31 protein-coding genes, 1 tRNA gene and 1 pseudogene are annotated in these 24,482 nt (G+C 43.3%); 23 read left to right on the plus strand and 10 right to left on the minus strand.

Features of this window, described 5'->3' with window-relative positions; translation table 11 throughout:
- Positions 1-131: 131 nt before the first annotated feature.
- Positions 132-1,046, minus strand: coding sequence for a PfkB family carbohydrate kinase (locus ACE5CV_RS09920; protein WP_374950006.1), 915 nt, complete (start codon positions 1,044-1,046; stop codon positions 132-134).
- 86 nt (positions 1,047-1,132) lie between these two features.
- On the opposite strand from ACE5CV_RS09920, the gene ACE5CV_RS09925 reads away from it, so the two are divergent.
- Positions 1,133-1,206, plus strand: a tRNA-Asn gene (locus ACE5CV_RS09925).
- Positions 1,207-1,740: 534 nt separating this feature from the next.
- Positions 1,741-2,094: a response regulator transcription factor gene (locus tag ACE5CV_RS09930; protein ID WP_374950007.1), complete on the plus strand. Its 354-nt coding sequence runs from the start codon at positions 1,741-1,743 to the stop codon at positions 2,092-2,094.
- Positions 2,095-2,112: 18 nt separating this feature from the next.
- Here the strand turns inward: ACE5CV_RS09930 and ACE5CV_RS09935 are convergent, their stop codons facing one another.
- Positions 2,113-2,550: a hypothetical protein gene (locus ACE5CV_RS09935; RefSeq protein ID WP_374950008.1), complete on the minus strand. Its 438-nt coding sequence runs from the start codon at positions 2,548-2,550 to the stop codon at positions 2,113-2,115.
- A gap of 32 nt (positions 2,551-2,582) precedes the next feature.
- A complete protein-coding gene (locus ACE5CV_RS09940) occupies positions 2,583-2,948 on the minus strand; it encodes a PleD family two-component system response regulator (protein ID WP_374950009.1) in 366 nt (121 codons plus the stop codon).
- 103 nt (positions 2,949-3,051) lie between these two features.
- On the opposite strand from ACE5CV_RS09940, the gene ACE5CV_RS09945 reads away from it, so the two are divergent.
- Positions 3,052-3,825 carry a DNA-formamidopyrimidine glycosylase family protein gene (locus ACE5CV_RS09945; protein WP_374950010.1) on the plus strand — a complete coding sequence of 258 codons (774 nt, stop codon included), beginning with the start codon at positions 3,052-3,054 and terminating at the stop codon, positions 3,823-3,825.
- A gap of 40 nt (positions 3,826-3,865) precedes the next feature.
- Here the strand turns inward: ACE5CV_RS09945 and ACE5CV_RS09950 are convergent, their stop codons facing one another.
- Complete coding sequence (locus ACE5CV_RS09950) at positions 3,866-4,063, minus strand: hypothetical protein (protein WP_374950011.1); 198 nt, start codon at positions 4,061-4,063, stop codon at positions 3,866-3,868.
- Positions 4,064-4,084: 21 nt separating this feature from the next.
- On the opposite strand from ACE5CV_RS09950, the gene ACE5CV_RS09955 reads away from it, so the two are divergent.
- On the plus strand, positions 4,085-4,462 hold the full coding sequence (locus tag ACE5CV_RS09955) for a hypothetical protein (RefSeq protein ID WP_374950012.1): 378 nt from the start codon (positions 4,085-4,087) through the stop codon (positions 4,460-4,462).
- Here the strand turns inward: ACE5CV_RS09955 and ACE5CV_RS09960 are convergent.
- The 3 genes and pseudogenes from ACE5CV_RS09960 to ACE5CV_RS09970 form a co-directional block, all read right to left on the minus strand.
- Positions 4,438-4,815, minus strand: coding sequence for a hypothetical protein (locus ACE5CV_RS09960; RefSeq protein WP_374950013.1), 378 nt, complete (start codon positions 4,813-4,815; stop codon positions 4,438-4,440). The two genes, ACE5CV_RS09955 and ACE5CV_RS09960, sit on opposite strands and share 25 nt — an antisense overlap.
- Positions 4,816-5,100: 285 nt before the next feature.
- A complete protein-coding gene (locus ACE5CV_RS09965; protein WP_374950014.1) occupies positions 5,101-5,394 on the minus strand; it encodes a hypothetical protein in 294 nt (97 codons plus the stop codon).
- An 87-nt stretch (positions 5,395-5,481) separates the two neighbouring features.
- Positions 5,482-6,042 (minus strand): annotated as a pseudogene (locus ACE5CV_RS09970) (serine hydrolase domain-containing protein).
- Here ACE5CV_RS09970 and ACE5CV_RS09975 point away from each other — a divergent pair.
- From ACE5CV_RS09975 to ACE5CV_RS10000, 6 genes are all read left to right on the plus strand, one after another.
- Positions 6,028-6,426 (plus strand): hypothetical protein, encoded by a 399-nt coding sequence (locus ACE5CV_RS09975; protein WP_374950015.1) that lies wholly within the window; start codon positions 6,028-6,030, stop codon positions 6,424-6,426. The pseudogene ACE5CV_RS09970 and the gene ACE5CV_RS09975 overlap by 15 nt on opposite strands.
- Positions 6,426-6,863, plus strand: coding sequence for a hypothetical protein (locus ACE5CV_RS09980; RefSeq protein ID WP_374950016.1), 438 nt, complete (start codon positions 6,426-6,428; stop codon positions 6,861-6,863). The genes ACE5CV_RS09975 and ACE5CV_RS09980 overlap by 1 nt, the downstream gene beginning before the upstream one ends.
- Before the next feature lie 356 nt (positions 6,864-7,219).
- Entirely contained in the window at positions 7,220-7,645 is a 426-nt protein-coding gene (locus ACE5CV_RS09985; protein WP_374950017.1) for a DUF4304 domain-containing protein, read from the plus strand.
- Entirely contained in the window at positions 7,646-7,831 is a 186-nt protein-coding gene (locus tag ACE5CV_RS09990) for a hypothetical protein (RefSeq protein ID WP_374950018.1), read from the plus strand.
- An 888-nt stretch (positions 7,832-8,719) separates the two neighbouring features.
- Positions 8,720-9,367: a hypothetical protein gene (locus ACE5CV_RS09995; RefSeq protein WP_374950019.1), complete on the plus strand. Its 648-nt coding sequence runs from the start codon at positions 8,720-8,722 to the stop codon at positions 9,365-9,367.
- A gap of 57 nt (positions 9,368-9,424) precedes the next feature.
- Positions 9,425-10,087 carry a hypothetical protein gene (locus tag ACE5CV_RS10000; RefSeq protein ID WP_374950020.1) on the plus strand — a complete coding sequence of 221 codons (663 nt, stop codon included), beginning with the start codon at positions 9,425-9,427 and terminating at the stop codon, positions 10,085-10,087.
- A 667-nt stretch (positions 10,088-10,754) separates the two neighbouring features.
- On the opposite strand, the gene ACE5CV_RS10005 is transcribed toward ACE5CV_RS10000, so the two are convergent.
- On the minus strand, positions 10,755-10,994 hold the full coding sequence (locus ACE5CV_RS10005; RefSeq protein WP_374950021.1) for a YtxH domain-containing protein: 240 nt from the start codon (positions 10,992-10,994) through the stop codon (positions 10,755-10,757).
- A gap of 223 nt (positions 10,995-11,217) precedes the next feature.
- A complete protein-coding gene (locus tag ACE5CV_RS10010) occupies positions 11,218-12,411 on the minus strand; it encodes a TlpA family protein disulfide reductase (protein ID WP_374950022.1) in 1,194 nt (397 codons plus the stop codon).
- A 120-nt stretch (positions 12,412-12,531) separates the two neighbouring features.
- On the opposite strand from ACE5CV_RS10010, the gene ACE5CV_RS10015 reads away from it, so the two are divergent.
- Positions 12,532-14,001, plus strand: coding sequence for a sensor histidine kinase (locus ACE5CV_RS10015; RefSeq protein ID WP_374950023.1), 1,470 nt, complete (start codon positions 12,532-12,534; stop codon positions 13,999-14,001).
- Positions 13,998-14,684 carry a response regulator transcription factor gene (locus tag ACE5CV_RS10020; protein WP_374950024.1) on the plus strand — a complete coding sequence of 229 codons (687 nt, stop codon included), beginning with the start codon at positions 13,998-14,000 and terminating at the stop codon, positions 14,682-14,684. The genes ACE5CV_RS10015 and ACE5CV_RS10020 overlap by 4 nt, the downstream gene beginning before the upstream one ends.
- A gap of 109 nt (positions 14,685-14,793) precedes the next feature.
- On the opposite strand, the gene ACE5CV_RS10025 is transcribed toward ACE5CV_RS10020, so the two are convergent.
- Complete coding sequence (locus tag ACE5CV_RS10025) at positions 14,794-15,183, minus strand: TraR/DksA family transcriptional regulator (protein WP_374950025.1); 390 nt, start codon at positions 15,181-15,183, stop codon at positions 14,794-14,796.
- Positions 15,184-15,277: 94 nt separating this feature from the next.
- Between ACE5CV_RS10025 and ACE5CV_RS10030 the strand changes: the two genes are divergently transcribed.
- From ACE5CV_RS10030 to ACE5CV_RS10080, 11 genes are all read left to right on the plus strand, one after another.
- On the plus strand, positions 15,278-15,373 hold the full coding sequence (locus ACE5CV_RS10030; protein ID WP_374950026.1) for a DUF1810 family protein: 96 nt from the start codon (positions 15,278-15,280) through the stop codon (positions 15,371-15,373).
- Between the two features lie 62 nt (positions 15,374-15,435).
- Positions 15,436-15,552 carry a DUF1810 family protein gene (locus tag ACE5CV_RS10035; RefSeq protein ID WP_374950027.1) on the plus strand — a complete coding sequence of 39 codons (117 nt, stop codon included), beginning with the start codon at positions 15,436-15,438 and terminating at the stop codon, positions 15,550-15,552.
- A gap of 440 nt (positions 15,553-15,992) precedes the next feature.
- Positions 15,993-16,208: a hypothetical protein gene (locus tag ACE5CV_RS10040; protein WP_374950028.1), complete on the plus strand. Its 216-nt coding sequence runs from the start codon at positions 15,993-15,995 to the stop codon at positions 16,206-16,208.
- 79 nt (positions 16,209-16,287) lie between these two features.
- A complete protein-coding gene (locus ACE5CV_RS10045; RefSeq protein ID WP_374950029.1) occupies positions 16,288-16,953 on the plus strand; it encodes a hypothetical protein in 666 nt (221 codons plus the stop codon).
- A gap of 62 nt (positions 16,954-17,015) precedes the next feature.
- A complete protein-coding gene (locus tag ACE5CV_RS10050) occupies positions 17,016-17,357 on the plus strand; it encodes a hypothetical protein (RefSeq protein WP_374950030.1) in 342 nt (113 codons plus the stop codon).
- A 3-nt stretch (positions 17,358-17,360) separates the two neighbouring features.
- Positions 17,361-17,777 (plus strand): SH3 domain-containing protein, encoded by a 417-nt coding sequence (locus tag ACE5CV_RS10055; protein ID WP_374950031.1) that lies wholly within the window; start codon positions 17,361-17,363, stop codon positions 17,775-17,777.
- A gap of 24 nt (positions 17,778-17,801) precedes the next feature.
- Entirely contained in the window at positions 17,802-18,227 is a 426-nt protein-coding gene (locus ACE5CV_RS10060; protein WP_374950032.1) for a DUF937 domain-containing protein, read from the plus strand.
- 247 nt (positions 18,228-18,474) lie between these two features.
- Positions 18,475-21,048, plus strand: a complete 2,574-nt coding sequence (locus ACE5CV_RS10065; RefSeq protein ID WP_374950033.1) for an ATP-binding protein — start codon at positions 18,475-18,477, stop codon at positions 21,046-21,048.
- A 139-nt stretch (positions 21,049-21,187) separates the two neighbouring features.
- On the plus strand, positions 21,188-22,603 hold the full coding sequence (locus ACE5CV_RS10070; RefSeq protein ID WP_374950034.1) for an alpha/beta hydrolase family protein: 1,416 nt from the start codon (positions 21,188-21,190) through the stop codon (positions 22,601-22,603).
- 74 nt (positions 22,604-22,677) lie between these two features.
- A complete protein-coding gene (locus ACE5CV_RS10075) occupies positions 22,678-23,637 on the plus strand; it encodes a sensor histidine kinase (protein ID WP_374950035.1) in 960 nt (319 codons plus the stop codon).
- Complete coding sequence (locus ACE5CV_RS10080) at positions 23,634-24,353, plus strand: LytR/AlgR family response regulator transcription factor (RefSeq protein ID WP_374950036.1); 720 nt, start codon at positions 23,634-23,636, stop codon at positions 24,351-24,353. The genes ACE5CV_RS10075 and ACE5CV_RS10080 overlap by 4 nt, the downstream gene beginning before the upstream one ends.
- Positions 24,354-24,482: the final 129 nt, after the last annotated feature.

Genomic DNA, 24,482 nt, shown 5'->3' on the forward strand with positions numbered 1-24,482 from the left:
GTAATATGTGTTTTACACTTCCTATCAGCTAAAGAGAATGTAATAACGAACATCAAGACCTCATTATCAATTGACATTGGATATTTGATGTTCGTTATTAAATTTTCTGTAACAAAGGGCTGGTAAGTTTATTAGATCTCGAAAGCCGATAATTGTACAAACTCTTGTACACGTGCAGCGATCTCATCCTGCGAAAGATCTTTAATTTTTTCTGTTCCGAATCTCTCTACACAAAAAGATGCCAGCGCCGAGCCGAAAATGATGGCATTTTTCATGTTGTTAAAATTAATGGTTGCTACTTTAGCCATATAGCCAATAAAGCCTCCGGCAAAGGTGTCACCGGCACCGGTTGGGTCAAACACTTCGGCTAACGGCAGGGCAGGGGCCGAGAACACATGGTTTTCATGGAAAAGTAATGCACCGTGCTCACCTTTTTTAATGATCAGGTATTTTGGGCCCATAGTAAGAATTTTGCGGGCAGCCTTAACTAACGAATACTCGCCCGATAACTGGCGTGCCTCGGCATCGTTAATGGTCAATACATCTATCATTTTTATGGTTTGCAGCAAATCGTCCATGGCTATGTCCATCCAAAAATTCATGGTGTCCATCACTATTAGCTTGGGGCGGTTCTTAAGGCGGCCAATCACCGTTTGCTGTACTTGCGGGGTAAGGTTGCCCAGCATCAGGTATTCACAATCCTGGTAAGCCTCAGGAATGATGGGGTCAAAATCTGCCAGGACATTAAGGTCTGTGATCAGGGTATCACGGCTATTCATGTCGTTGTGGTATTTGCCGCTCCAGAAAAACGATTTTTCGCCTTCCTTAACCTGTAGTCCTTCGGTATCGATATGGCGGTTGTTTAAGGCAGCAATTTCCTCTTTCGGAAAGTCGTCGCCAACAACGGCAACAATCTTAACTTTATCATAAAAATAAGATGCAGCCAAACTTGCATAGGTGGCAGCGCCGCCAACAATTTTATCTGTTTTACCAAAAGGCGTTTCAATTGCGTCAAACGCCACAGTACCAATCACTAACAAACTCATGTGAATTTTTTTTAAATTTTTTTTTACAAATATTGTGAAATTACCTCAGAAATCATACTTTTGCACCACTCCAAACCGGAAAACACTCCTGAGTAGCTCAGCTGGTTAGAGCATCTGACTGTTAATCAGAGGGTCCCTGGTTCGAGTCCAGGCTCAGGAGCCTCAAAATCAATGATTTAACCCCACTCTGGCGAGTGGGGTTTTTTTATTTGCATAAAATTTGCATACTTTTTCAATTACTGTATAGTTTGATAGAAATTGATGATTTTGCTAAATCACTCTTAAAAGCACAATTTGCGTTACCTACGCTACAAAACCTTCCCTATTTTATCGTTGGCATTTAACTATTTCCATTCTTTTATATTCATTACTGATGCCGTCGGCAAATTTGACCAACATATTGCCGTTCCGGCCTGAATGCAGGTTTTACCTTTCGTTCTTACCATGCGTTTACATCAATATCACTTTTTCTATAGCGGCAGGCTTTTTGGTTGAAGCGATATAAGGAAGTATGACTCTGTAATTTTTATACAGAAGAAGGCACGTAACATGCAGCGCGTAGTCCATAAATAAAATCTTGGAGGCTTACGGGAAATTTTATCAGCGGGCCAAATATTAAGTATCTTAGGGGCGCAGTTTACCCTCATACTTACTAATCCTGTCTTTATGCTGCGAATATCTATACCTCTATTGGATGGCCAAAAAAATATTAATTATTGAAGACGACCCTGACATCCTGGATATGATGACCTATATCGTTCAGGGCGAAGGCTTCCATGTAATAACGTCGATGGGAACGGTTTCGGTTGCTTATGTGCAGGAGATCAACCCGGCACTGATCCTGCTGGATATCCGGCTGGCCGATGGCTTTGGCCGCGACCTATGCCTTAAACTAAAAAATGATCCGGCTACCCGCCATTTTCCTGTGGTGCTGGTCTCAGCCGTTAATCAGCTGGCCCAGGTAGCCGAAGACAGCAACGCGGATGCTTATCTAAATAAACCTTTCGATGTCGATGAACTGGTACTGCTTGTCCGTAAATTCGCCTGATCAGTGAGCACTAATAAATTAGGTAAGGCTGTCCGTTACAAATTTAGACTTCTGTCGCAACGCTTTTATCGTAATCGCTGCAACAAGGCCGCCCAAGGTATAATAAGCCACAGTTAAAGCTTTAGTCTTATCGGTACGTGTAACCGTGCTATCATTAAGGCCCAATGGTTTGGTCAACTTCAATGCGCCGTAACCGGCAACTGCACCGTAACCGATCCCGCGAATAAGCAGGTTCTTTCGCTTGCCGCCACCGATCAGGCTGTAATAAAAGGCATTGCTGAGCAGATCTGCGGCGAGCGTGCTTAAATACAGGTTTTGACCTGTAGGCGGAACTGCCCCGACGGCCTGCAAGCCTTTAGTGATCGCTTCCTCGCCAACCAGATCCACCCTCGGCGCGTCCTTATCGAAATGTTTAACCGTTTCGTGGAGGATGTTAAGCGCAATGGCATCCGCCAATGATATTTTTGATCAATCTCATTGCATTATTTTTAAGCGGCCAGTTGTTGTTCGACCTTTCTGACCAGGTTATCGATATCGAAGGGTTTGGCAATAAAATCATTAGGCGCGCCCTCCTGACGCAGCGATTGCGCCAGATCGTGTGACGCGGATATCAAGATGACCGGCAGCGTACGGGTTTCGCTTTGATGTTTAAGCTCCTTACAAATTATCCGGCCATCCATATTGCCCAGCATCACGTCCATCAGCACCAGGTCCGGATGGAAATTACCGATGGCCTGAAAAATCTCCTCACCCCCAGAAAGTGTCTCGACCTCGTAACCTTTATCTATTAAAATATACGAAATGACATCCAATATGCCTTCGTCATCGTCCAGTATCAATATTTTCTGCTTCATATTCCTTCTTGCGTCTGTAAGGCAAAAAGCCAGCCAATAACTTATTCTTATTTCATTATAACACAAAACACCATTTTGATGTATTATGATAAACATCTGCATCATGGCTGAACTTCCCGATCTTACCGTTTTCGCTCAAATCCTATATAGGAACTTTAAAGGCAAAGTACTGGACAAGGTCGATGTGACCGTAGCAAAAAAATTAAACGTAAGCGCAGCGCAGCTAAGCGCGGCTTTGGAGGGTCACGAATTGACCGATGTGAAGCGGGAAGGAAAGACGCTGCATTTCCACTTTTCCAGCGGCCAGATCCTGGGGCTGCATTTAATGTTAAGGGGAGAACTCCTTGAACTCGAAAATGATGACACGCCACGTTTTCAGATTATGGCTTTCCGTTTTAAGAACGGAACCGGCTTCGCGGTCATCGATCTGCAAAAACAGGCGACGCCCACATTGCAGCCCAAACCTCTCGAGACACCGGATGCGCTTGGCCTGAACGAAGAATATTTCACCGCATTGCTGGCGAAAAAACGCATGGTGGTTAAGACCTTGCTGATGGATCAGCATTTATTGCGGGGCATTGGTAATTCCTATGCGGATGAAATCCTTTATCATGCTGGCATTTCACCTTTTTCCATCGCAAATACGATCCCCGATAAACAGGTCAGCAAGCTCTTTAAAAGCATCCGCACGGTACTTGAAAAAGCAATAAAAGACATTGCCGAAGCGAACGGCTACGAACTCAAAGGCGAATTAAAGGATTTTATGAAAATCCATAGTCCCAAACTTAAAACCACCGCTAAGGGCGAAACCATCAAAACGGAAAAAATCGGCGGCCGCACGACTTACTATACAGATTCCCAGGAGTTGTTTAACTAGCTTTATATTCAATGCCAGGCTTTTTGCCTGGCATTGGGGTTTAAGGACGCTTCTTAGTTCTGTCTTTTTTCATTTTTCCGGCAGCGCTTTTACTTGATTTGTAACGCATATCCATAGTGCCATCCTTCTTTAAGTGTTTGTTGGCATTATAGCGTTTATCCAGTTTGCCGCTTTCCGTTTTGTGAGTAGTTCCTGCAATACAATTGCGCCGCTGGCCTGTCCGAGTGTTGCTGCGCATAATAGGCATGCGGTTAGCAGTGTGAAAAGTTTTTTCATAAACCACGTTTTATTTCATTGCGGCGAAGAAAACAAGACTTTGGCCGGTTATGAATTACTGCTTTATGATCAGGTTCAAACGGACACGCTGATCAGCCTTCTTGGCAAAACTGGCACAATGGTATTTAAACGTACTAAATCGGTAGACGGCGCTATCGAAATTGATGAAAACGGCAATGAGGTTAAAACCCAAAACAGAGAACTTAAAACTTTCCGTGTCTGGGAGAATAAGCATACGGGATTGTCATACTTCCTATCGGAGGATGGTGAGGAAAAAAAGATAGTTGCCCGCCTTATTGTTATAAAAAGGTCTACACAATTTGGCAAGACTGGTTTCTACCCTATCATTAGATTGGTATAAAGATAAAAAAAGCGAACCCCTGCAATGATGAAAAAAACAAGATCACTCGCCATAATTTGTTTGATTGCTATCTGCGCTATTTTGCCCAGCCTGGCTGCAAAGGCGCAAACGAAAGCAGAACTAAAAGCTGCGAAGAAAATATTCGGGGTAATTGGGTTAATAAAAAAAGCAAACGCCATTTGATTATCTCCTTCGATACAGAGGACTTTGCGACTGTTAATGATTGGGTAGGCAACCGGGAGCATCCGAATGGCAGCATTGACGCTTACAAAGCTTTTATAGAAAAAGGCATTCTGGTTATGCCCGCAGATAATACGGACCTGCGCAGTCCATACTGCGAAATAGTCAGACAAGATAAGTCCCTTTTGTACCGCTGCCGAAGTATGTTTACAAAAGACAAGAAATTTGTTGAGCAGGATTTATTCGTTAGGGAATAAAGCAATTTGAATGTACGCTGCCAGTATAATTTAATGGATTTAGGCTCTTCTCTTTAACAACCAAACCACCACATTATTTGGTTTCGATAAACAAGAGAGAGGATGTGCGCTTCCCGGTAATGGCTGTTAGAGACGCTAAGCTGAAATGCAAGTTGAGTTTATTCTCTCCCTTAAATACAAAATCTAACATCTCACGTCTTATTACTCATTCTTAGCAAGCGGCTGGTATGTTCTTCCATCCAATATCGCCTCAATTGCATCACGAATCTTGTAAACATTATCATGGCGTTGGTTGGTTAGGATGATGATCATCCTGCTTTTAGAAGCGCCGGTCAGCTCTAAAGCCTGATAACGCATAGCGATCCCATCGTGAACATGCGTAAGTAATCGGTTATTTTTCATCGTACCTGATCCCAGCCCGGTTTGATTTTCAGCGCCGAATTGTGTGATAATTTCTAAAGTGGAGCTGGAGCTGCTCAATCTGAACTTGTCCAAGCTTGAAGCCCATAGTTTAAATCTTCAAGGTTCAAACAGGTCCAGCCGGTAATGGGGTAATCAAACGTATCCTGTTTTAGGTTATCGTTAAACGACTGCGCTAGTAGGGGCTCGTTTCCCGCCGAGTCGACTATTGCCGTTTTTGATACCACAAGGCTTAAGCATTTTTTGCTCAATGAATTCTTTTATGTTCAGGCCACTGACCTTTTCTATGATCTTGCGGCGAAGAAAGGTATTGTTGTTATTGTAGGCATAATCGCTTCCCGGTTCAAAATCGAGTTTTTGTATTTTCAGCAGGTCTTTCTAATTGTCCGCATCGCCTCTTACCGTTTTATATTTAATCTCTGGCAGGCCGCTGGTATATTGTAACAGGTTTTTAACGGATATCGTGGCTGCCCAGGCCGGTAATTCGGGGGAATATTTATTTAGCTTATCGTCCAAAGACAGTTTGCCCTGCTCTTTAAGCATCATCAAGCCAACGGCGTCAAACTCTTTCGCAATAGAGCCGATATGAAAACGATCTGCGGTAGTCAGCGCAACCCGCTTCGAAGCGTCCCGGTACCCGATGGCGGCTTTATAAATTACTTTACCGCCTTCAATGACCAGAATATTGCCGTTAAAGAGTCCTGATTCATGGGCCTTGGTCATGGACCAGCCCTCCCCTCAATATTTGCAATAGGTCAAATTTATTTGGCATATCGGTTGGGCTATTTTAGCAAAAAAGGTCAAAATCAAGCCGACAAAGAAGATATTCGAGAACTCACACGTTTGGTGGAAACTGCTAAGAAAGAATTTGATAACGAAAAAGCAAAAATGCTTAGCGACCTTGATGTGTTGAAAGATAGAAAGGTAAAGAATTACAGCCAAGCTCAACAAGCGTTAATCAATTTTTACACCGACTACAATACCTGGGTACAAGAACTGAATAAATTTCGGCCCGTGGGATTTGCCGATGATGATATAAAAAAAATTAATAAATACCACAGTTCAAAAGCAAAAATTTATTATCTTAGTTTACCAATTATATTCTGATGAAACAAATATTAGTGGCTTTGCTGGCTGTTATTATGATAACCGGCTGCAAAAAAGCGGCCCAGCCCGGTACGGACATCACTGCTAAAACCATAACCGGCAGATGGACCGTTTCCAGCATCGTATATCAAAGCTACCGGGACGGCAAAGTGGATAGAGAATCAAGGCTTGAGGCTTACGCCTACGATTTCGAGTTTAAACCCGACGGCACTTTAAACTACTACGAAAAAGATATAACGTCTACAGGGCACTATAGCATCACTTACCAATCGGGTAAATACTATTATACTGTAGGTACGCAGGGCCGCTTCGGAGCGTTGGATGAAGGCAAAGCAGAAATAAAGATGAATAGTAAAAATTCGTTTAACCTTCGGTTTGAAACATCCGACATTTCCGGCTTAAGGTATGTAGTGCTGGAGACGATGGTAAGAAAATAGTGTCAAGAAAGACAAGCAACTAACACTCCGGCAAACTGATCGGGATATTTATAGCCAGTCCCCCAACTGAAGTTTCCTTATATTTTGAATTCATTACCTGGGCGGTTTGCCAAATCGTTTTTGCCACTGCATCCAGGCTTACACTATTTTACGGGTTGGATGTGGAGAGAGAATAGACAATCGGACGTTACTAACTATAAAGAACACCTTTTGGGACTAGATATAGAGGTAAGCCAAGAAAGGAAAGGCCTTGGTGGCATTGAAACTAAAGTTGGCACTTCTCGCTATACACCTTCAGCTTCTTAAAGATATTTGGTTAGATTTAAACACTTAGTACGAAAGCCACCATTATAGAAATGAGTTTTATAGACAACTATAAATTATTAATTGCAGAGTTAGTACCCTTTTTAAAGATGGTTGGGTATCGAAAAAGCGGAGAGAGCTTTTTTCTTGATAAAGAAGGTAATATAGGACTTGTAAACTTTCAAAGGAGCAAAAACAGCAATTCTAGTTCTATCCTTTTTACAATAAATTTAGGGGTTTATTCATCTGCTCTAAAGATGTTTGACTCTTTCGAAGTAAAATCTAAACCGACCTTATCAGATTGTCATTGGCGAAAACGTATAGGTTGTTTAATGCCAGATAGGCAAGACTTTTGGTGGGAAATAGATGATACAATTTCTTCAACAAAACTCGCTGCTGAAATCTTAGATGTATTGAAAGAACGTGCTATTCCGGAAGTTGAAAAATTTATTTCTAATGAAAGCTTAGAAAAAAGTTGAATGAGCGGTGATTCTGAAGGGCTAACAGAGCCGCAGATGTATATCTATTTAATAGCTCTTTTAAAAAGACATAACAGTTCTGCTTTACAGCTGAAAATTACTGAACTTAAGGAAAAATCAAAGGGAAAACCGTTTTATAATAATGTTAAAGAAAATCTTTTAAAGTTAGGAATTACTTATGTGTAAGGAAATTGTAGGTAAATGGACATTAGATCCAACAGATATTAAATCCCGCCAAATTTAAAGTGATATCTCAATTGAATTTACGGAATCTGATGATTTGATTTACACAATACATCTAAATGATAAAGATCCAAAAAACTTTATGAGTTATAAAGTCGAACAAATCTAATATTAACAAACCAATCATCATCACCTAGGGAGGAAAGGCCGAATTTAAATTACTTCCGAATGGTAAACTGGAACTTTATTTTGACAATGTTAAATCAATATATAACAAAGCTACTTAACTAAAGCTTTTATCGTTTTATAATGCAGCTATGTTATTCTGAAAGAAGTCTTTGAACTTTCTTTTGATAACTATGGCATTAGTGATCTTAAAAAACAATAGCTATTCCGAATATCCGGCAAGGCGTTCTAATATATTAATAGCAATATCACGGGTGTTGTACTCAACCTTGTTATAACTGGAATGGGTATGTTCACCTCGGAGGCAAGTTGCTTTTGCAGTCAAATGATCGTTTGTTAGCAATCAAAAGGGGAAGAATACTGGGTTGTCAAGGGATGTGGAGTAAATGGCAATAGGCGTGGAAGGCTGGTGAATTATGCCACGAAAGTCCCTTCACAGCACCCGCCTTGGTGTCTACCGTTGCGGTTAACAGATGGTCAACTTAACGAGGTTAATAACTACCAACCTGCCAAAAAACCAACCTTCCCACGGGCTTGCAAAAACAAAACTAACGTTTATCTTTACCTAGCGAATGTCCTTTATAATTCCTAAAAGCGTGAACCGAAACTCTGAAAACAACTTAAAAAACTACATTAACTAATACGACAATTGCGTCAAGTTCTATGATTTTGTAATTTTAAGGTGCATACAGGCATTAATGGATAATGGGATCTATACCCACAAATTATTTGGTTTATAAGTTATCAATGATGGATAGGCTGCAACAACTGGAAAGCCAATGGCGAGAATTACTTGCTAAACCACGATCAAAAAAAGAGCAAGAGCAAATGTCATTCTTGGCTGAACAGCTTACAATAGAAACTGAAAAAGAGATTACTGGCCTTATTAACGAACTTGAAACAGTTGGAATATTTATTACATCTGTTTGGGACTTGGTAAATGAAAGAAAAAAATATCCGGAGGCTATTGATGTTTTATTAAAGTATCTGCCTTTGGCGACACATGAAAAAAATAAAGAAGGAATTGTTAGAGCGCTGACTGTCAAAGAAGCAAAAGGTAAAGCATCTTCAGTCTTAATTAAAGAGTACGATAGTACGTCTAAAAACAAAGATATGTTACGCTGGATAATTGGCAATGCAATAGCTACGGTTATGACATCTCAAGATATTGATTGGTTAATTTCAACAGTAACAGATAAAACAAATGGGGGTAGTCGCGAGCAACTGGTCAAGGCGTTAGGGACGGTGAAATCACAAGAAGCCATTGATGTTTTAAATAACTTGCTTAATGATCAGGAAGTGGGTTCTACCGCTAAGAACACATTAAAGAAATTAAAAGACAAATTAAGGTAATCTGCTTTATTAGAATTTTAACCAAGCTCCTAGCTGCGGCTTGAAATAAAAGAACCTATGGACTCTATTGAACTAAATGATGGGACACTTGTAGAATGTACATATCTTACGGAAACGCAATTTGTAAAACTGAAATCCAATGTTGTCCAAGGTGCAATTGAGTCGTTTAAAATAAAGTATCAAGCGGAAGTTTACCAATTTCCTGACGGTTCGGTAATTGCAAGCAAAGATGGCATTTACGTACAATTTAATTCGCTTGACGATCTTAAATCGGTACTTGATGATACCAACGAAGACCAAATTGTCACCTCGATACTTCATAACAAAAATCCTTTTGGTGAACTATTTCCTAACCATACGTTTCAATTGATTCGACAGCTTACCGATTCTCTTCAGATGCCTGAAGGAGAGCCCGTGAACGCACAGCTATTAAAAGACATTGACTCAAAAATAAGCGATTTGCCTAATCCGTCGATTTTTAAAAAGAAGTTTTTTATTAACCTCGTTGCAGTAGTTGGAGAGGTTATTTGCAAAGAGCATAACATAAAATGGCGAATGATCCTTAGCGATGATAAGCAAACCTGGCATCCATATTTATACACTCCGAAAAAGCCAATTGAATTCTTTTCATATTTATACGAAGATATTTATGAAAGTAATCGTCAGGGGAGTATTCTTTTTGAAGCTTATCAAACCGCTAATGACATTTATCCTAGATAATGTGCCCCAGGGCTGTTATCATAACTTGCGCATTATGAATCGCATTCTTACGAAATATTTCGTCACCCAGTACTTAGGTATTCATTGAAATTTAGGTATTCGAGATCTTGTTTTCGTCAGTTAGCGAGTAACAGAAAGGATATGAAATGTAAGTAACTTTTATTTTGTAGATGATTCGTTACTTATGGGGTAACGAAAACCATATAACAACCCGTGAACTTGCCAGAGGTCATTTTTTAAAATCTGCCGGTGCAATTGGTGGAGTTGTGCTGGAAAGGCATTCGAACAACTCCGGCGAAAATATGATTTGAAGTTAGTTAAAAGAATCCCAACAATTAAGATTACAATGAACTGTTTAAGAAAAGTGAAATCTATGGTTTTTCGGATTTTCGGTTGGTTCAGTACCTTGGAGGAATCCATTATCTGTTTTGCAAAACAAAAAACAGGTGCCTCTTGCACAGGAAGTTGAGGACTTCACTAATGGTACAGAAAGGGTCATAAAGACAAATTTTAACAGCTGATCTTAAGATTCAGTAATAGGGTAAATACACTGGCTACGCCGGTAGCCTTGCACTGGAAATTCTATAATAGAAGCTTCGTTAATATTAGCAGGATAAAACAATACCGGCAAGGTTGGTGCCGGCATTTGTTTGTTTTTAATTTTATATTATTTGATCACGGCATCTGTAGCGACTTTAGCCGCTTCTTTGGGGACAAAAGTTTTTTGATCAATGAATTCTGCTACCTTGTCACTGATCCCTTCTTTAAATCGCGTGGTAATTCGTTCCCGGTATTCTGCACCTTTATCAGTAAGAAACAGGTAACCTATGCCAATTCCCGCTGCTATACCTACTGCGATACCGACGATCAGGCCGATGTGATCTTCTTTTTCAAATGGATTTTTCATATTGTGTAATTAACTGCAAGCTTTGTTATGTTAAGCCCCTTGTTTAGTGACAACTATTTAGCAGCCCGATTGTTTATCTGATTATCTTTATATCCATTTCTGCCAATCTCAACAAGATCAGGTTTGTCCTTAGCATCAAAAGAACTCGTTATACCTTTACAATAGTTGTGCAGAACTCCTTGTTCATCATGAAGCGGTTAAGATTATTAACAGCAATAAGTTGCTAGAACGCCTGTTGCTTGTACAAAACCAGCATACTGATTTCTCGCTGCTCTTTAGTAAGACCTAAACCCATACCAGCTAAAATATCGAGCAGGCTTTGCGGGTTTTCCGGTTGAAAAGAGAATTTGATATCCAATTTTTCCTTGTTGGCGGTTTCGTCAACAACTAATTTATTGATGCCGTAATCTTCCAGAAACTGAGCAAATTCAGGCATAGTGATCATCTCCTGGTCGATCTCGCCATGCCGGGAATAATAGGTACGATTACCGGAGGCGTTTCTTTTGATGGATCCGAATTTTGCCGGATCGGTGATCCGCAGAACCTGAACTTCTTTAAGGACAGGTTTGATCTTAGCCTGCAGGTCAAAGCGCTTAGACAGCTCCTTTTGTAACGCAGGCAACAGGTCAGTATGGTTTTTCACGATCAGATCCAGGCAGTATACAGGCGCGTTCTTACCGGATTTCGTTTCATTGATGGTGCGGCTGTAAGGGTAGTTGCCGTTAGCCAGCATATACAAGGTCGTTAAAGGCAGATTGATACAGGTGAGCCTGCGGCCGCTGAATGCTTTGTTATCCAGCCAAGTCGTGCTCAGCCCCGGCCCGCCCTTAATTTCTGCCTGCATCATGAAACGGTATTGCACGGTATCTGCAGCGAAGAAATTTTGTTTGATCAGGTCTTCGTGGCTGACCAGGTTGTCCCGCTTTTCCGGTAAGTGCACCTGCTGTTTGTTAAGCAAACTATCGATCACCTTTCCAGTGATAGCTTCAGGACTGGTAACAGCTATCAGTTTGCCGTCCGGGCCGATCAGCACAGAATGCGGAATCAATTGGTGAGGAAACACCTGCGTGATCGTCCGTCCTGTGTCAACGGCGATCCAGAAATTAGCCGGTTTTGTCTTTAAATATAAACTTGCTCGCCTCTCGGTTTCATCAGTTATTGCGATCACTTGCAAAGTTTTAGGATACTTGGCTTGCAACGCTTTCAGATGCGGCATGGCTACCAGGCAGGAGCCGCACCAGGTGGCCCAAAATTCTACCAGCACGATCTTGCCTTTAAGCTGGTTCAGGCGGTAGGACTTAACCGGTGAATTAAGCAGGTTGGCAAAGCTGATATCAGGAACAGCGTTACCATTTTTGAGTTGGCCGAAAGAAGCTTGGGTTGTGCATAGCAATAAGATGATCAGGACTTTTTTCATAGTTTCTTTTTTTTAACAAAAGTAGGATCGTTCGTAACGACCTGACCTTAACGGAGGTTAACTAAAGTTAATTAGTGTTAACGCCGGCTTTTCTTCAAGCGCTTATCTTAATTTTACTTTATGAAAAAGCATATCCTGCTCATCCTGGTTTTAATGTCGTTGTGCGTAACGGGGATCGTGGGATTACAGCTATTTTGGAATTATCAGAATTACCGGACAACGACAAGGACATTCGATCATGATATCAATGAAGCCTTGAACAATGCGGTAGTCAGGGAAACCGACCAGCGCCGGGAGCAGATCGTTACCCGTTTCAAGGGCTGGCTCGCAGATACCTCCCTGATCATCATTACGGCGGATCATAACAACCGCGACAGCGCGACTGTATTTTACACGCAGGATGCGCATCCTAAGTTTAAAGAGGACAAAAAGAGGCGGTCTCAGTTCGGGTTAACTGACTTTAAAGAAAAGTTGGATCACATCACTCCCCGGGCAAAGTCCTTTATGATCAATCATTTCGGGGACCGAATATTGAAGCGCGACCTGAAGGAAGGTGTCGTTTATCATTACACGCAAATGCTGGGGGACAGCCTGGAAAAAGTATTTAATGCCAGTAAAATGAACCCGTGTGCCCTGGACAAATTATTCAGGCAGGAGCTGGCCGCAAGAAATATCTATGAGGCTTTTTCGCTTGATCCGCAGAACACCGCTGGCGTGTACCTAACCAAAAAAGTTAACACCAACTTCCGCAAGCCTTACAAAAATGATTTTGTTTACGCCGGTATAGAAAATCCGGGCACGTACTTTTTCAAAGAAATGAAGTGGGCCATTGTTACATCACTGCTTTTAGTGATCATCACCGTAGGTTGTTTCACCTATACGGTAAGAACCTTGTTATCGCAGCACAAGCTGGCGGAGTTGAAAGATGCTTTTATTAATAACATGACACATGAGCTTAACACGCCGATAGCCTCCATCAAGATTACGGCTGAAGCGCTGAAAACTCTTAATCATAGCCTGCAGACGCAAAGCGAATACCTTGATATGATCAGTTACCAATCCGATAAGCTCCAGGATTTAACCGGCCAGATACTGAATACAGGCCGACTTAACAAGAATAGCATTGACCGATGGACGGAGGTGAACCTGAATGAACTGGTAGCGGTAGCTATCAATGACTTGAAACCGCAAGCAGAAAGCACCGGGGCCACAATCAATTACAAGCCTTCTAATGCCGTACCAAGCATTTACGGCGACATCATCAGCCTGCGCAATGTAGTCGTGAACCTGATCGATAATGCTTTGAAATATGCTACAGGCCGGCCGGCAATTGCGATTGAAGTCAAGGTTTCATCAAAATATGCCGTCATAAATGTCTCAGATAACGGTATCGGCATTCCCATCGGGTTTCATGGCCAGGTGTTTGAACGGTTCTTCCGTGTCCCGCAGGGGAATTTACATGATGTGAAGGGTTTCGGACTCGGGTTAAGTTATGTAAAAGCGGTGATCCGACAGCACCAAGGCGAAGTAGCCGTTAGGGATAACGATCCCTCAGGTGCTGTCTTTACCATTAGGTTACCTTTAAGATGAAGGAAAAATTGGAGATTTTGCTGGTAGAGGACGAGCCGTTTCTGGCCAGGGTGGTTAAGGAGAGCCTGGAGCAGCTCGGTTACAGCGTCATATATGCGCCGGACGGAAGAAAAGGATTCAGCCTTTTTCAAAACCAGCTTTATGACGTGTGCATAGTAGATGTCATGCTGCCGCATACCGACGGTTTTACGCTGGTTAAACAGATCCGGTCGTCCGGGTCTCAGGTGCCGATATTGTTTCTTACCTCCCGTACGGCAACTAAAGACGTCATTGAGGGCTACGTGAGCGGCGGCAATGATTACCTGAAGAAGCCGTTCAGCCTCGAAGAATTGTATCTTAGAATCAGTGAACTGTTAAAAAGGAACAAGCCTGAACCTATAAAGCCTGAAACACAATTAACTATCGGAAGATATGCGTTTAACCCCTATAAGCAGGTGCTCAAATTAGGGGATCAGGATATCAAGATATCTCACCGCGAAACCCAGCTGCTAAAACTGCTATATGACCATCGTAACGCATTATTGGAAAGGAAGCAGGCGCTGATTACGCTTTGGGGCGATGACAGCTTTTTCCATACCCGAACGATGGATGTGTTCATTACCAAGCTCCGCAAGCATTTGCAAGATGATCCGCTTGTTGAAATTATTAATGTCCGGGGAATTGGCTATAAGCTGATTTGCTAACGACCCATAAATCTGCTTAAAACCATGCTGATCATTTTGACGACCTCCGTATAATTCATGATGGGGATCATCCGCTATCGCCTCGCCTGCCGGCGGCGGCATAATAAATCTAATTCTGTCTCAGCTTGGCCTCTATGGACTGAGTAGTATGTGGTACAGCCATCAATCGTTCCTTGGGGATAAGTTGGCCTGTCGAACGGCAAATACCATAGGTTTTATTGGCAATACGGATCAATGCAGCCTCTAGTTGCTCAATGAATTTCTTTTGACGTCCAGCCAGTTGGTGTATGGATTCTTTCTCCAGCGTCGCTGCTCCGTCCTCCAGATTTTTATAAGTGCCACCGGTGTCATCCGTACCATTCGGATTGGTACTTTGCAAAGAAGCGGAAAGCGATTCCAATTCTTCTTTAGCAATTACAATTTTATGGTTGATTAGGTTTTTGAATTCTGACAGATCACTTTCAGAATAGCGATTTACCCATTGTATATCCGTTTCCATGCAGTGTAGAACATAAAAATGACAACTGTGTTTGATCAATACGCTTGTCTTAAAGCACCTTTGACTTTTACCTGAAGATGATTTAATTTGAAATATGAACAAAGATCTCACAAGATTTGTATCGGCACAGGAAAAGAGCTTTGAAACTGCACTGACAGAAAGTAGGGGTGGCCGCAAACGCAGCCATTAGATGTGGTATATTTTTCCGCAGATCACTGGCCTCGGCTCTAGTGAAATCGCAAATTCTATGAGATGCGCTATTGCAAGGAAGCGGAAGCGTATCTCGGGCATCCGGTTCTGGGGCACCGCGTGCATGAAATTACTCAGGCACTATTAGAATTGGAGGATAATCATACCACACGGATCTAATTTCTGGCCATTTTGCGGCTTTAAGCAGCATAACCCTGGAATAACTCCTTTAGGCCGAAATTTTCATCTTAATGCCGGCAATAGCTTTCTCAAAACCAGCTACCCGGTCATTATTAATTTCAATTAAGGTATTCAGAACTGATGTTGATTGGTCTGATGTTTCCATGGTATTTTAATGAGGGTGTTTAATAGATGTAGTGTATTAATCGTTCCAAAATTAAAACCCCCTCTTCTGCATGTGAAACGACAACATTAATACATCTCGTTTATAAGCAATAATTGTTCACGTAATTAAGATGTTAAATAGCCGATACTACGACCTGCCTGGATAAAGATCAATATATCCTCGGGCCAATTAAAGAAATATATTCTATTAAATAATACTGGCTTCATGAAACATAACTGTCAGATTTAGTGTTACTTCATCAAATATTAACATAATGAAAAAAATATTTACCCTGCTAGCCGTTTTGATGTTCGGTTTGGCAACCCTCACACACAGTTTCGCCCAGGATACCACTCATCGCACCAAAAGCGGTAAACTTGACAAGCGCTATAATGCCAACAAACATTTGAAGAAAGATGGCACAATGGATATGCGCTACAAATCCAGCAAGCACGCCGCGGCTGCAAAAGCCAAACCAAAAAAATCATAGCTTATATGTATTTAAAGGGACGCTGTCTTTGTTTTATCCGGTCAATAACTGACAGAAACAATATTTTAAACTCATTAATATGAAAGCAATACTACGGCTAATAACCATCTGCCTGCTGTTTCTGTCAGCAATACCAGCAAGCGCGCAAACAAAAAAGGACGGCACGCCGGATAAACGCTATAAAGCAAATCAAACACAAACAGTTGCTCCTCCCGTTCAAACAAAAAAAGATGGTACGCCGGACAAGCGCTATAAAGCTAATAAAACAATCACGACCAAGCCTGCCGGGCCTGTTAAAAGTGACGGCACCTTAGATAAACGTTATAAAGCCAATAAATCCCAACAGCCGACGACAGTCGCAACACAGGCCCCTGCTTCTACGCCTACTAAGGCTGACGGAACGCCTGATAAACGGTTTAAGCAAAACAAGTCTTCCAATGCGCCCGTAGTAACATCTGCAATTACGGCAGGTACCCATACTAAAAAAGATGGTACGCCTGATTTGAGGTATAAAGATAATAACGCAAACACACCGGTAAGCGCCCCCTCACAGGATCTTACAGTACCTGTACAAAACAGTCCTTTGCCGACCAAACCTGTGCCGGCTACGCCAACTAACTCTTCATCTGCTGTTCATCTGAAAAAAGACGGTACGCCGGATATGCGTTACAAGGAAAACCGGTCCCGTCACCTGAACAAAGACGGCACGGCGGATAAACGATACAAAGAAAATAAACCACAGTAATTATGTAGAGGCCAGGCAAATGTCTGGCTTTCTTTTAGACATACCACCTTTTGAAACTCATTATGAAAAAACAATTTTTTAAACCACTACTGCTGGCAGGATTACTGCTGGCATCAGCTCAATTCCCGGCGTGCAAAAGCAAACCGAAAGACACACAAGCCACAGACACAGTCATTACCGACACTGTAGCCAAACCCGCCCCGGTCGTTATCTCATCAGATGATGAATTAACCAAAAACACAAAAGATGCGACCAAGGATTTTTCAGGTGTGACGGCAGCCGTTAAAGACGGCGAGATCACGCTCACCGGAAATATCACACGCGAACGCTTACAAAAGCTGATGATGTCACTAAATGCTTTGCACCCTAAAAAAATCAACAATCAGTTAACCATTAATAAATAAGCCATGGCATTACAGGAAAAATATGCAGAATTGATCAATGCGGCAAAAACAGGCGGTGTAAGCAACCTGCAGGTGAGAGAACAAGATAACGTGCTATACATAGACGGAGCCACCAGCAGCGGAGCGTTAAAAGATAGTCTTTGGGATATTTATAATAAGATCGATCCGGACTATCGTGCCGGTGATCTGATTTTAAACATTGATGCATCTGCAGCTGCCGGAACCCAGGCCACGGTAACCACCGAATCTTCTAATCTGAATATTCGCAAGGGCCCTGGCACCGACCAGCCCATTGTCGGAAAAGCTGCACATGGTGCAACTGTTACCGTTGTAAGCCGTCCTAATAACTTATGGTCTTTGGTCAGAACCGACAAGGGCGAAGAAGGCTACGCCTACAGCCAGTATTTAACGCAGCAATAATCACCAATGCTTAAACAAAGCAACATGTTCGACGAAATTTTAAAGATGGTCAAAGACCAGATTGGCGGTAATCCGCAAGTAGCTTCTTCATTACCTGCAGGCCAGGAAGACGAGGTTCATAAAGAGATTGCCAGTCATATTGATAACGGTATTAAGAGCGAAGCACAGGCGCAAGGCGGCGTTGGCGGTTTATTGGATTCCCTCAAAAATGCCGCAAGTTCCGGCAGTCCGGTTGCCAGCGCCATTGAAGGTGGCCTTGTCGGCAGCCTCGGCAGCAGGTTCGGTTTATCTCCGGCAATTACCGGTGCGATCTCTGCAGCATTGCCCGGGTTGTTACAGAAATTCGCGCACAAAGCAAATGATCCTAACGACCCCAGCATAACCCATGATAGCATTCAAAGCAGTCTTAGTGGCGGACTTGGCGGCATCTTAGGCGGTATGTTTAAATAACAATTCGTTCTATCTAAATAAAAGAAGCCCGTCAGGGCTTTTTTTATTTAGAATTGCAACAATAGCTGCTGTCAAAGTTGATTAATCCAGTGCTAATCACATTTTGATGATGCGAATATGGACGTCTCAGCGGGCTTTTTTATGATATTTAAGCACAAAATTTCTGCTTACCATACCAGCAGCTGTTCGATCGGATATTTATCTAGCCCTGTAACGGTTCGCGGCTATTTAATATCTTTGCACAATCATGCTAGACAGATATGCTTTGCAAACCATGGTCGACACGCTCCCGGTCGCAGCATGTGTTTTTACCGGGACTGATCAGGTTATAACAGCCATCAACGAACCAATGCTAAAGGCATGGGCAAAAATTGAAGATATTCTTGATCAATCCGTGGATGTTGTCCTGAATGATATTGGCTTTGCGTACGGTGACGAACTAGCAAATATCCATAATTCCGGTAAACAAAAGCACTTTACAGAAGTATGTTTTCTAAATCAGGAAGTGCAGGAACCAGTTTACTTTAAAATTTCGTTTAAGCCGCTTAAAGACAGGAGTGGTGTAATTTATGGCGTGATGCACACTGCTGTCGATATCACTACCGAGGTTAGTCAAAGACTCCAAGTGGATACTTTGAATCAGGATTTGTCGAGCATCACGGAGGAACTGGAAGCCTCGAATGAAGAATTGCGGACGGTGAATGAAGAATTGCAAAGCGTGCTGGATCAATATCGGTCCGGTAATGAAAAATTACACTTAGCTAAATCAGCTGCCGGGATCGGCATCTTTGACTGGGATCTGTTAAGCGGTCAGGTCAATTGGGACGCGCGGGCCCGGGAAATATTCGCTGTTCCGGATGATCAGCGGTTGCTTGGGCCCGAGGATCTGATTAACCGGCTTTATCCTGATGATCGCTCTAAAGTGAAAAAGGCCCTGGCGTATTCACGGGACCGGGTGCTTTCGGCGGGACAATATGATACCGAGTACCGGCTGGATCAAACGGCTGAAGGAGCATTAGTGTGGGTCAGTGCAAAAGGCCAGGTATTTTTCGACATTCATGACAATCCTATACGTTTTGTTGGTATCGTTATGGACATCAGCCAATCAAAAAAGCACCAGGCAGAATTACAACAGCTTAATGAAGAACTTGCTGCCATGAATGAGGAACTTAATGTGAGCCTCGAGGAAATCCGGTCCACGAATGAATATTTACAGGAATCAAAAGACCGGGAATCGGAATTGCGCGTGGTTGCCGAAAAGGGTGAAGCCCGTAATCAGCTTGTACTGGATACTATAGCGGAAGGCTTAGGCCTTTTCGACCAAAATGGAAAAACTTACTACCTCAATGCGAAAGGCCACGAGTTGCTGGAATTAGAGCAGGGTACTGTTACCGGGCGTACCTATAATGATCATCGCTGGATAAATCTCCGCGCCGATGGTAGTGTCATGCCCCCGGAAGAGCACCCTATGTTTGTCGCCTTAAAAACAAAAAAGGCTTTAGCGGGACAAGAAGTTACCTTAAAAATGCCCGATGATCGATTGGTAATTATGCTGATAAACGCGGCTCCGCTGTTTGACCATAACGAGAAATTAACAGGCGGCGTTGCCACATTTATGGATATCACCCAATTAAGAGAAAATCAAAACAGGCTCCGGGAAAGTGAAGCCTTATTGCAGGAAGCCAATGAAGAGTTAACTGCGATTAATGAGGAACAACAGGCCGTAAACGGGGAGCTTCGCCAGGCGCAGGAAAAACTGCTTGCTTCGAACGCAAAATTGTTAACCAGCGAAGAAGATCTTCGCCTGACGCTGGAAGCAGCGAATTTAGGGACGTTCAGCCTGGATATTTTAAGCGGTAACGTACAATTGAACGAACGCTGCTTCGCCATGTTCGGGCTTGACCCGAACGAAGAACCCGACCGGGAAATGATTTCCAACATTATCGCTCCTGAATATGTCAACATTGTTCAAAACGCGATGGATAGTTCTGTTGTAGATGGTGAGCTTTGTGACGTGCAATATGAGATTATCCTAAGGCAAACTGATGAGCGCATCTGGTATCGCTCTGTCGGTAAAACCTTTCGTTCTGAATCCGGTGAAGCCATAAGATTTTACGGGGTTGTGGTAGATATCAATATTGAAAAGCAAATGGAAAGGCGCAAGGATGATTTTATTACCATTGCAAGTCACGAACTGAAGACGCCTGTTACCAGTTTGAAAGCTGCCTTACAACTGATTGACAAGCTGAAGGACAACCCGTCCCACCCGATGATTCCTAAACTAATCTTTCAATCGCGCAGAAGTGTAGAAAGGGTAAGCACGCTAATTGATGATCTGCTTAATATCGGCAGGCTGCAACAGGACAAAATAACGCTTAATAAAACTGATTTTATTCTCTCCGAGCTGATCAATGCATGTGCCAATCCTGTCAGTATTACAGCAAAGAAAAGTATTAGGATCACAGGTGAGCTGGAACTGGTCGTTCATGCCGACGAGCATCAGATCGATCAGGTGATCACCAACTATTTGACAAACGCCGTTAAATATGCTACCGAATCAAAGCAAATAGATGTTAGTCTCGAAACGGCCGGTAATTATGTAAAAGTATCGGTAACTGATCAGGGGCCCGGCATTCCTTCTGAAAAATTAGAACATTTGTTTGATCGCTATTACAGGGTTAATGATTCAGGGATAAGCACATCAGGTCTTGGCCTGGGTCTGTACATCTGTGCAGAAATTATCCAGCGACACGGCGGCGAGATCGGTGCGGCAAGTGAACTTGGAAACGGTAGTACTTTTTGGTTCACCTTACCTTTGTAATTACAAATAATTAAAAGATTGTCAGAAGCCTGTTAAAAATGAATACGTAATGCCGCTTATCCTTTATTTTTACCGCTCATCCTAATTTACTTTTTCATACAATCATGGCTATTCATATTTGTTTACAAAAAAAATAACCATGAAAAGAATTTTATCCCTCCTCACCTTTTTAATGATGACCAGCGCCCTGTCAGCGCAGCGTATCGAAGGCACCTGGTATGGCACGTTACAACTACCCGGCGGCAATCATCTGGCAGTCGTGTTTCACATTAATAAATCAGGGACGGTTTATTTGGCCACAATGGACAGCCCGGATCAAGGTGCCAATGGCCTGCCGATCGATGCAACCACCATCGACAGAGATCAAATTAAGATGGAAGCTGCGAAATTCCAGATCAAATATACAGGTACATATTTGCCCGACAGCAACATGATCAAAGGCATTTTTACGCAAGGTCCCGGAAATCTGCCTTTGAACTTATATCCAAACAAACCGGTATCGGCTGTCACAAAAGCGCAGGTCCGTCCGCAGGACCCTAAGAGTTTTGCTTACAGGCGCGAAGAAGTATCATTCATCAATATGAAGGCGGGTAATCGCCTGGCAGGCACCCTGACGTTGCCCGCAACCGGAAAGGCAAGCAGAATCGTAGTCCTGATCAGCGGCTCAGGCCCCCAGAACAGGGATGAGGAGATCAGGCAATTTAACCACCGTCCTTTTTTAGTTTGGAGCGACTGGCTTACCCGGCATGGCATCGCTGTACTTCGCTATGATGATCGTGGCGTGGGCGCTTCTACGGGCGCATTCGCTGCTGCGACCAGCGCCGACTTTGCAGATGATGCGGGAGCGGCCGTTAACTTTATCAAATCACGAGCAGACCTGAAAAATATGTCTGTTGGACTGATGGGGCACAGTGAAGGGGGCATGATCGCACCGATGCTGGCTGCCCGTGATACCCGCGTTAAATTTATCGTGTTACTCGCCGGTCCCGGTGTACCGATCACCGAACTTATGTTGCAGCAGTCCGCTGACCAAATGCGTTTGAGCGGCGCGCCGGACGCTGCTATCGCACGTTCATCTGCAACAAATAAAAAGCTATATGAATTTATGGCTGGCCACCAGTCCTTATCAAATAATGAGCTGCAAATGAATTTGGACACGCTCCTGCATAAACAACTTCGCAATTATCCAGCGGAAGATTTGCAGGGACAAACGATCGATGCAATCAGCCAGCAAACATTGGCCCAGTTATGCAAGCCGTGGTTCAGGTATTTCATTGCTTTTAAACCCGCCGATTACCTGACTAAAGTCAAATGCCCGGTACTGGCGCTTAACGGAACGCTGGATATGCAGGTAAGCTGCAGCCCGAACCTGGCGGCAATAAAAGCATCGCTACAAAAAGCCGGCAATAAAAGTGTTCAGGTGATACCGCTTGATAACCTAAATCACTTATTCCAGCAGGCAAAAACCGGCAATATATCGGAGTATGCGGAAATCTCAGAAACAATTAATCCTTTAGCCTTGGAAAAAGTAACAGGCTGGATCAACCGGTTATGAAAGGAAAGCAACACGAGCGGTGGTTCTGGCCTGTGCAGGTGAGTGCCTGGCTGATCACCGGGGTGCTGAATCTTATGGCTCAGCTTCGGTTACCGATCAACACGGATATCCGTTACCTGAATAGTATCGGCCTAACGACCGGGGGACTCGTCGTGACCAGCGCTTTCCGGTATTACCTGAAAAGGAGAGGACACAACTTTAAGCTGAACCCGCTGCGCTTCGTCGGATCGCTATTAGCTGCCACGGTTTTACAGGCGCTCGGCTGGCTGGTCATTTTCGTATTAATGTTCCTGCCACTGTCCGCTAAATACCCCGTACCTTACCTGGAACTGCTTGTCAATATCGTTCCGCTGATGGTGCTGTTGCTGGTATGGAACCTGATCTATTTGAGCTATCACCTGATCAGGCGCTATCATATCACCGAGATCGAGAAATGGAAACTGGAAGCTGAAGTGCAAAAGGCCAACTTAGGCGTGTTGAAAGCGCAGATCAATCCGCACTTTTTATTCAACTCGCTTAATAATATCAGAGCGCTGATACTGGAGGATCCGAACCTTGCCCGTGAAATGCTTACCCGGTTTTCAGAACTGTTCCGGTATGCTCTGCAGCACGGAGATAAAAAAGAAGTGACCATGACAGAAGAACTGCAGGTTCTGACGCAATTTGTTGATCTGTTAAAAGTCCAGTATGAAGACAAACTGCTATTTGAGCTGAACGTCGATCCTAACGCGCTACCGGAAATGGTTCCGCCCATGATCCTGCAGCTGTTGGTGGAGAATGCTGTCAAGCATGGGATCGCAGTAGTTCCGGGCGGCGGCAAGATCGGCGTCCGGATCAGCCGGAGCGACAGGGAATTGGACATCATCGTAACGAACACCGGAACATTACTGCAAAAGAACGACCTTGAAGATAGCCTTGGAATTGGACTTCCGAATATCAAGAATCGGTTAGAGCTGTTATATGGCTTGAGTGCCAGTTTGTCCATAAGGGAAGAAGCGGACATGGTATACGTTAATATAAATATCAAAAAATGATAAGCGCTGTCATCATTGAAGATTCCCGGCTCGCCCGTCAGGAATTGAAAGAGCTCTTAAAGCAACACGCGGAAATTAATCTCATCGGTGAGGCTGATTCGGCCCGGTCAGCGGTAGAACTTATCAGGCTGCTAAAACCGGAACTGGCATTCCTGGACATCCATTTACCGGGACAGAACGGTTTTGAGATCCTGCAGCAACTTGATGAGGTTCCGAAAGTGATCTTTACTACCGCCTTCGACCAGTATGCGCTGCAGGCATTTGAGCATAATGCACTGGACTATTTGTTAAAGCCGATCGTGCCCGAACGGCTGGCTTCTGCGATCAGCAAAGTTGCTACGCTTCGTCCGGCAACAACTGTTCAACCTTTGCAAAACCGTTTAAACGCCGAAAGCAGGATATTTGTCAAAGACGGCAGCCGGTGCTGGTTTATACACCTCAAAGACGTACGACTATTCGAATCGCGTGGCAATTACACGCAGCTCTATTTCCAAAAGCAAAGCCCCATGGTACTGAAAAGCTTGCAACAACTGGATGAGGCGCTTGACAGCAGACAGTTCATCAGGGTAAACCGCCAACAGATCGTTAATGTAAGTTACATCAGAACAGTAGCCGAGGCACTGGGCAACCGGCTTATGCTGGCTTTAACATCGGGCGAAACAGTTGAGGTTTCGCGAAGGCAGGTACAAAAGTTTCAGGAACTGTACAGGTTATAAGTCTGTATCTTACCCGGTTCCGACGATGATGACAAAGATATTAATTACGGATATACCTTACAAAACTATATCTGACAGCAAAAATAACGGTGTGACCGCATAAACCTAAGGCAATCCTTTGTCCCGCCA

The sequence above is a fragment of the Mucilaginibacter sp. genome, assembly GCF_964263795.1.
Lineage (GTDB): Bacteria > Bacteroidota > Bacteroidia > Sphingobacteriales > Sphingobacteriaceae > Mucilaginibacter.

Coding starts and splice junctions, on each gene's coding strand:
- ACE5CV_RS09990 (WP_374950018.1), top strand. CDS start 7,646: ATGAGCGGTGATTCTGAAGGGCTAACAGAGCCGCAGATGTATATCTAT.
- ACE5CV_RS10030 (WP_374950026.1), top strand. CDS start 15,278: ATGAACAAAGATCTCACAAGATTTGTATCGGCACAGGAAAAGAGCTTT.
- ACE5CV_RS09930 (WP_374950007.1), top strand. CDS start 1,741: ATGGCCAAAAAAATATTAATTATTGAAGACGACCCTGACATCCTGGAT.
- ACE5CV_RS10075 (WP_374950035.1), top strand. CDS start 22,678: ATGGCTCAGCTTCGGTTACCGATCAACACGGATATCCGTTACCTGAAT.
- ACE5CV_RS09995 (WP_374950019.1), top strand. CDS start 8,720: ATGGGATCTATACCCACAAATTATTTGGTTTATAAGTTATCAATGATG.
- ACE5CV_RS10000 (WP_374950020.1), top strand. CDS start 9,425: ATGGACTCTATTGAACTAAATGATGGGACACTTGTAGAATGTACATAT.
- ACE5CV_RS09940 (WP_374950009.1), bottom strand. CDS start 2,948: ATGAAGCAGAAAATATTGATACTGGACGATGACGAAGGCATATTGGAT.
- ACE5CV_RS10065 (WP_374950033.1), top strand. CDS start 18,475: ATGCTAGACAGATATGCTTTGCAAACCATGGTCGACACGCTCCCGGTC.
- ACE5CV_RS10070 (WP_374950034.1), top strand. CDS start 21,188: ATGAAAAGAATTTTATCCCTCCTCACCTTTTTAATGATGACCAGCGCC.
- ACE5CV_RS10045 (WP_374950029.1), top strand. CDS start 16,288: ATGAAAGCAATACTACGGCTAATAACCATCTGCCTGCTGTTTCTGTCA.
- ACE5CV_RS10060 (WP_374950032.1), top strand. CDS start 17,802: ATGTTCGACGAAATTTTAAAGATGGTCAAAGACCAGATTGGCGGTAAT.
- ACE5CV_RS10005 (WP_374950021.1), bottom strand. CDS start 10,994: ATGAAAAATCCATTTGAAAAAGAAGATCACATCGGCCTGATCGTCGGT.
- ACE5CV_RS10080 (WP_374950036.1), top strand. CDS start 23,634: ATGATAAGCGCTGTCATCATTGAAGATTCCCGGCTCGCCCGTCAGGAA.
- ACE5CV_RS10020 (WP_374950024.1), top strand. CDS start 13,998: ATGAAGGAAAAATTGGAGATTTTGCTGGTAGAGGACGAGCCGTTTCTG.
- ACE5CV_RS09975 (WP_374950015.1), top strand. CDS start 6,028: ATGGGCCTTGGTCATGGACCAGCCCTCCCCTCAATATTTGCAATAGGT.
- ACE5CV_RS10010 (WP_374950022.1), bottom strand. CDS start 12,411: ATGAAAAAAGTCCTGATCATCTTATTGCTATGCACAACCCAAGCTTCT.
- ACE5CV_RS09920 (WP_374950006.1), bottom strand. CDS start 1,046: ATGAGTTTGTTAGTGATTGGTACTGTGGCGTTTGACGCAATTGAAACG.
- ACE5CV_RS10055 (WP_374950031.1), top strand. CDS start 17,361: ATGGCATTACAGGAAAAATATGCAGAATTGATCAATGCGGCAAAAACA.
- ACE5CV_RS09950 (WP_374950011.1), bottom strand. CDS start 4,063: ATGCGCAGCAACACTCGGACAGGCCAGCGGCGCAATTGTATTGCAGGA.
- ACE5CV_RS09985 (WP_374950017.1), top strand. CDS start 7,220: ATGAGTTTTATAGACAACTATAAATTATTAATTGCAGAGTTAGTACCC.
- ACE5CV_RS10025 (WP_374950025.1), bottom strand. CDS start 15,183: ATGGAAACGGATATACAATGGGTAAATCGCTATTCTGAAAGTGATCTG.
- ACE5CV_RS09980 (WP_374950016.1), top strand. CDS start 6,426: ATGAAACAAATATTAGTGGCTTTGCTGGCTGTTATTATGATAACCGGC.
- ACE5CV_RS10040 (WP_374950028.1), top strand. CDS start 15,993: ATGAAAAAAATATTTACCCTGCTAGCCGTTTTGATGTTCGGTTTGGCA.
- ACE5CV_RS09945 (WP_374950010.1), top strand. CDS start 3,052: ATGGCTGAACTTCCCGATCTTACCGTTTTCGCTCAAATCCTATATAGG.
- ACE5CV_RS10050 (WP_374950030.1), top strand. CDS start 17,016: ATGAAAAAACAATTTTTTAAACCACTACTGCTGGCAGGATTACTGCTG.
- ACE5CV_RS10035 (WP_374950027.1), top strand. CDS start 15,436: ATGCGCTATTGCAAGGAAGCGGAAGCGTATCTCGGGCATCCGGTTCTG.
- ACE5CV_RS10015 (WP_374950023.1), top strand. CDS start 12,532: ATGAAAAAGCATATCCTGCTCATCCTGGTTTTAATGTCGTTGTGCGTA.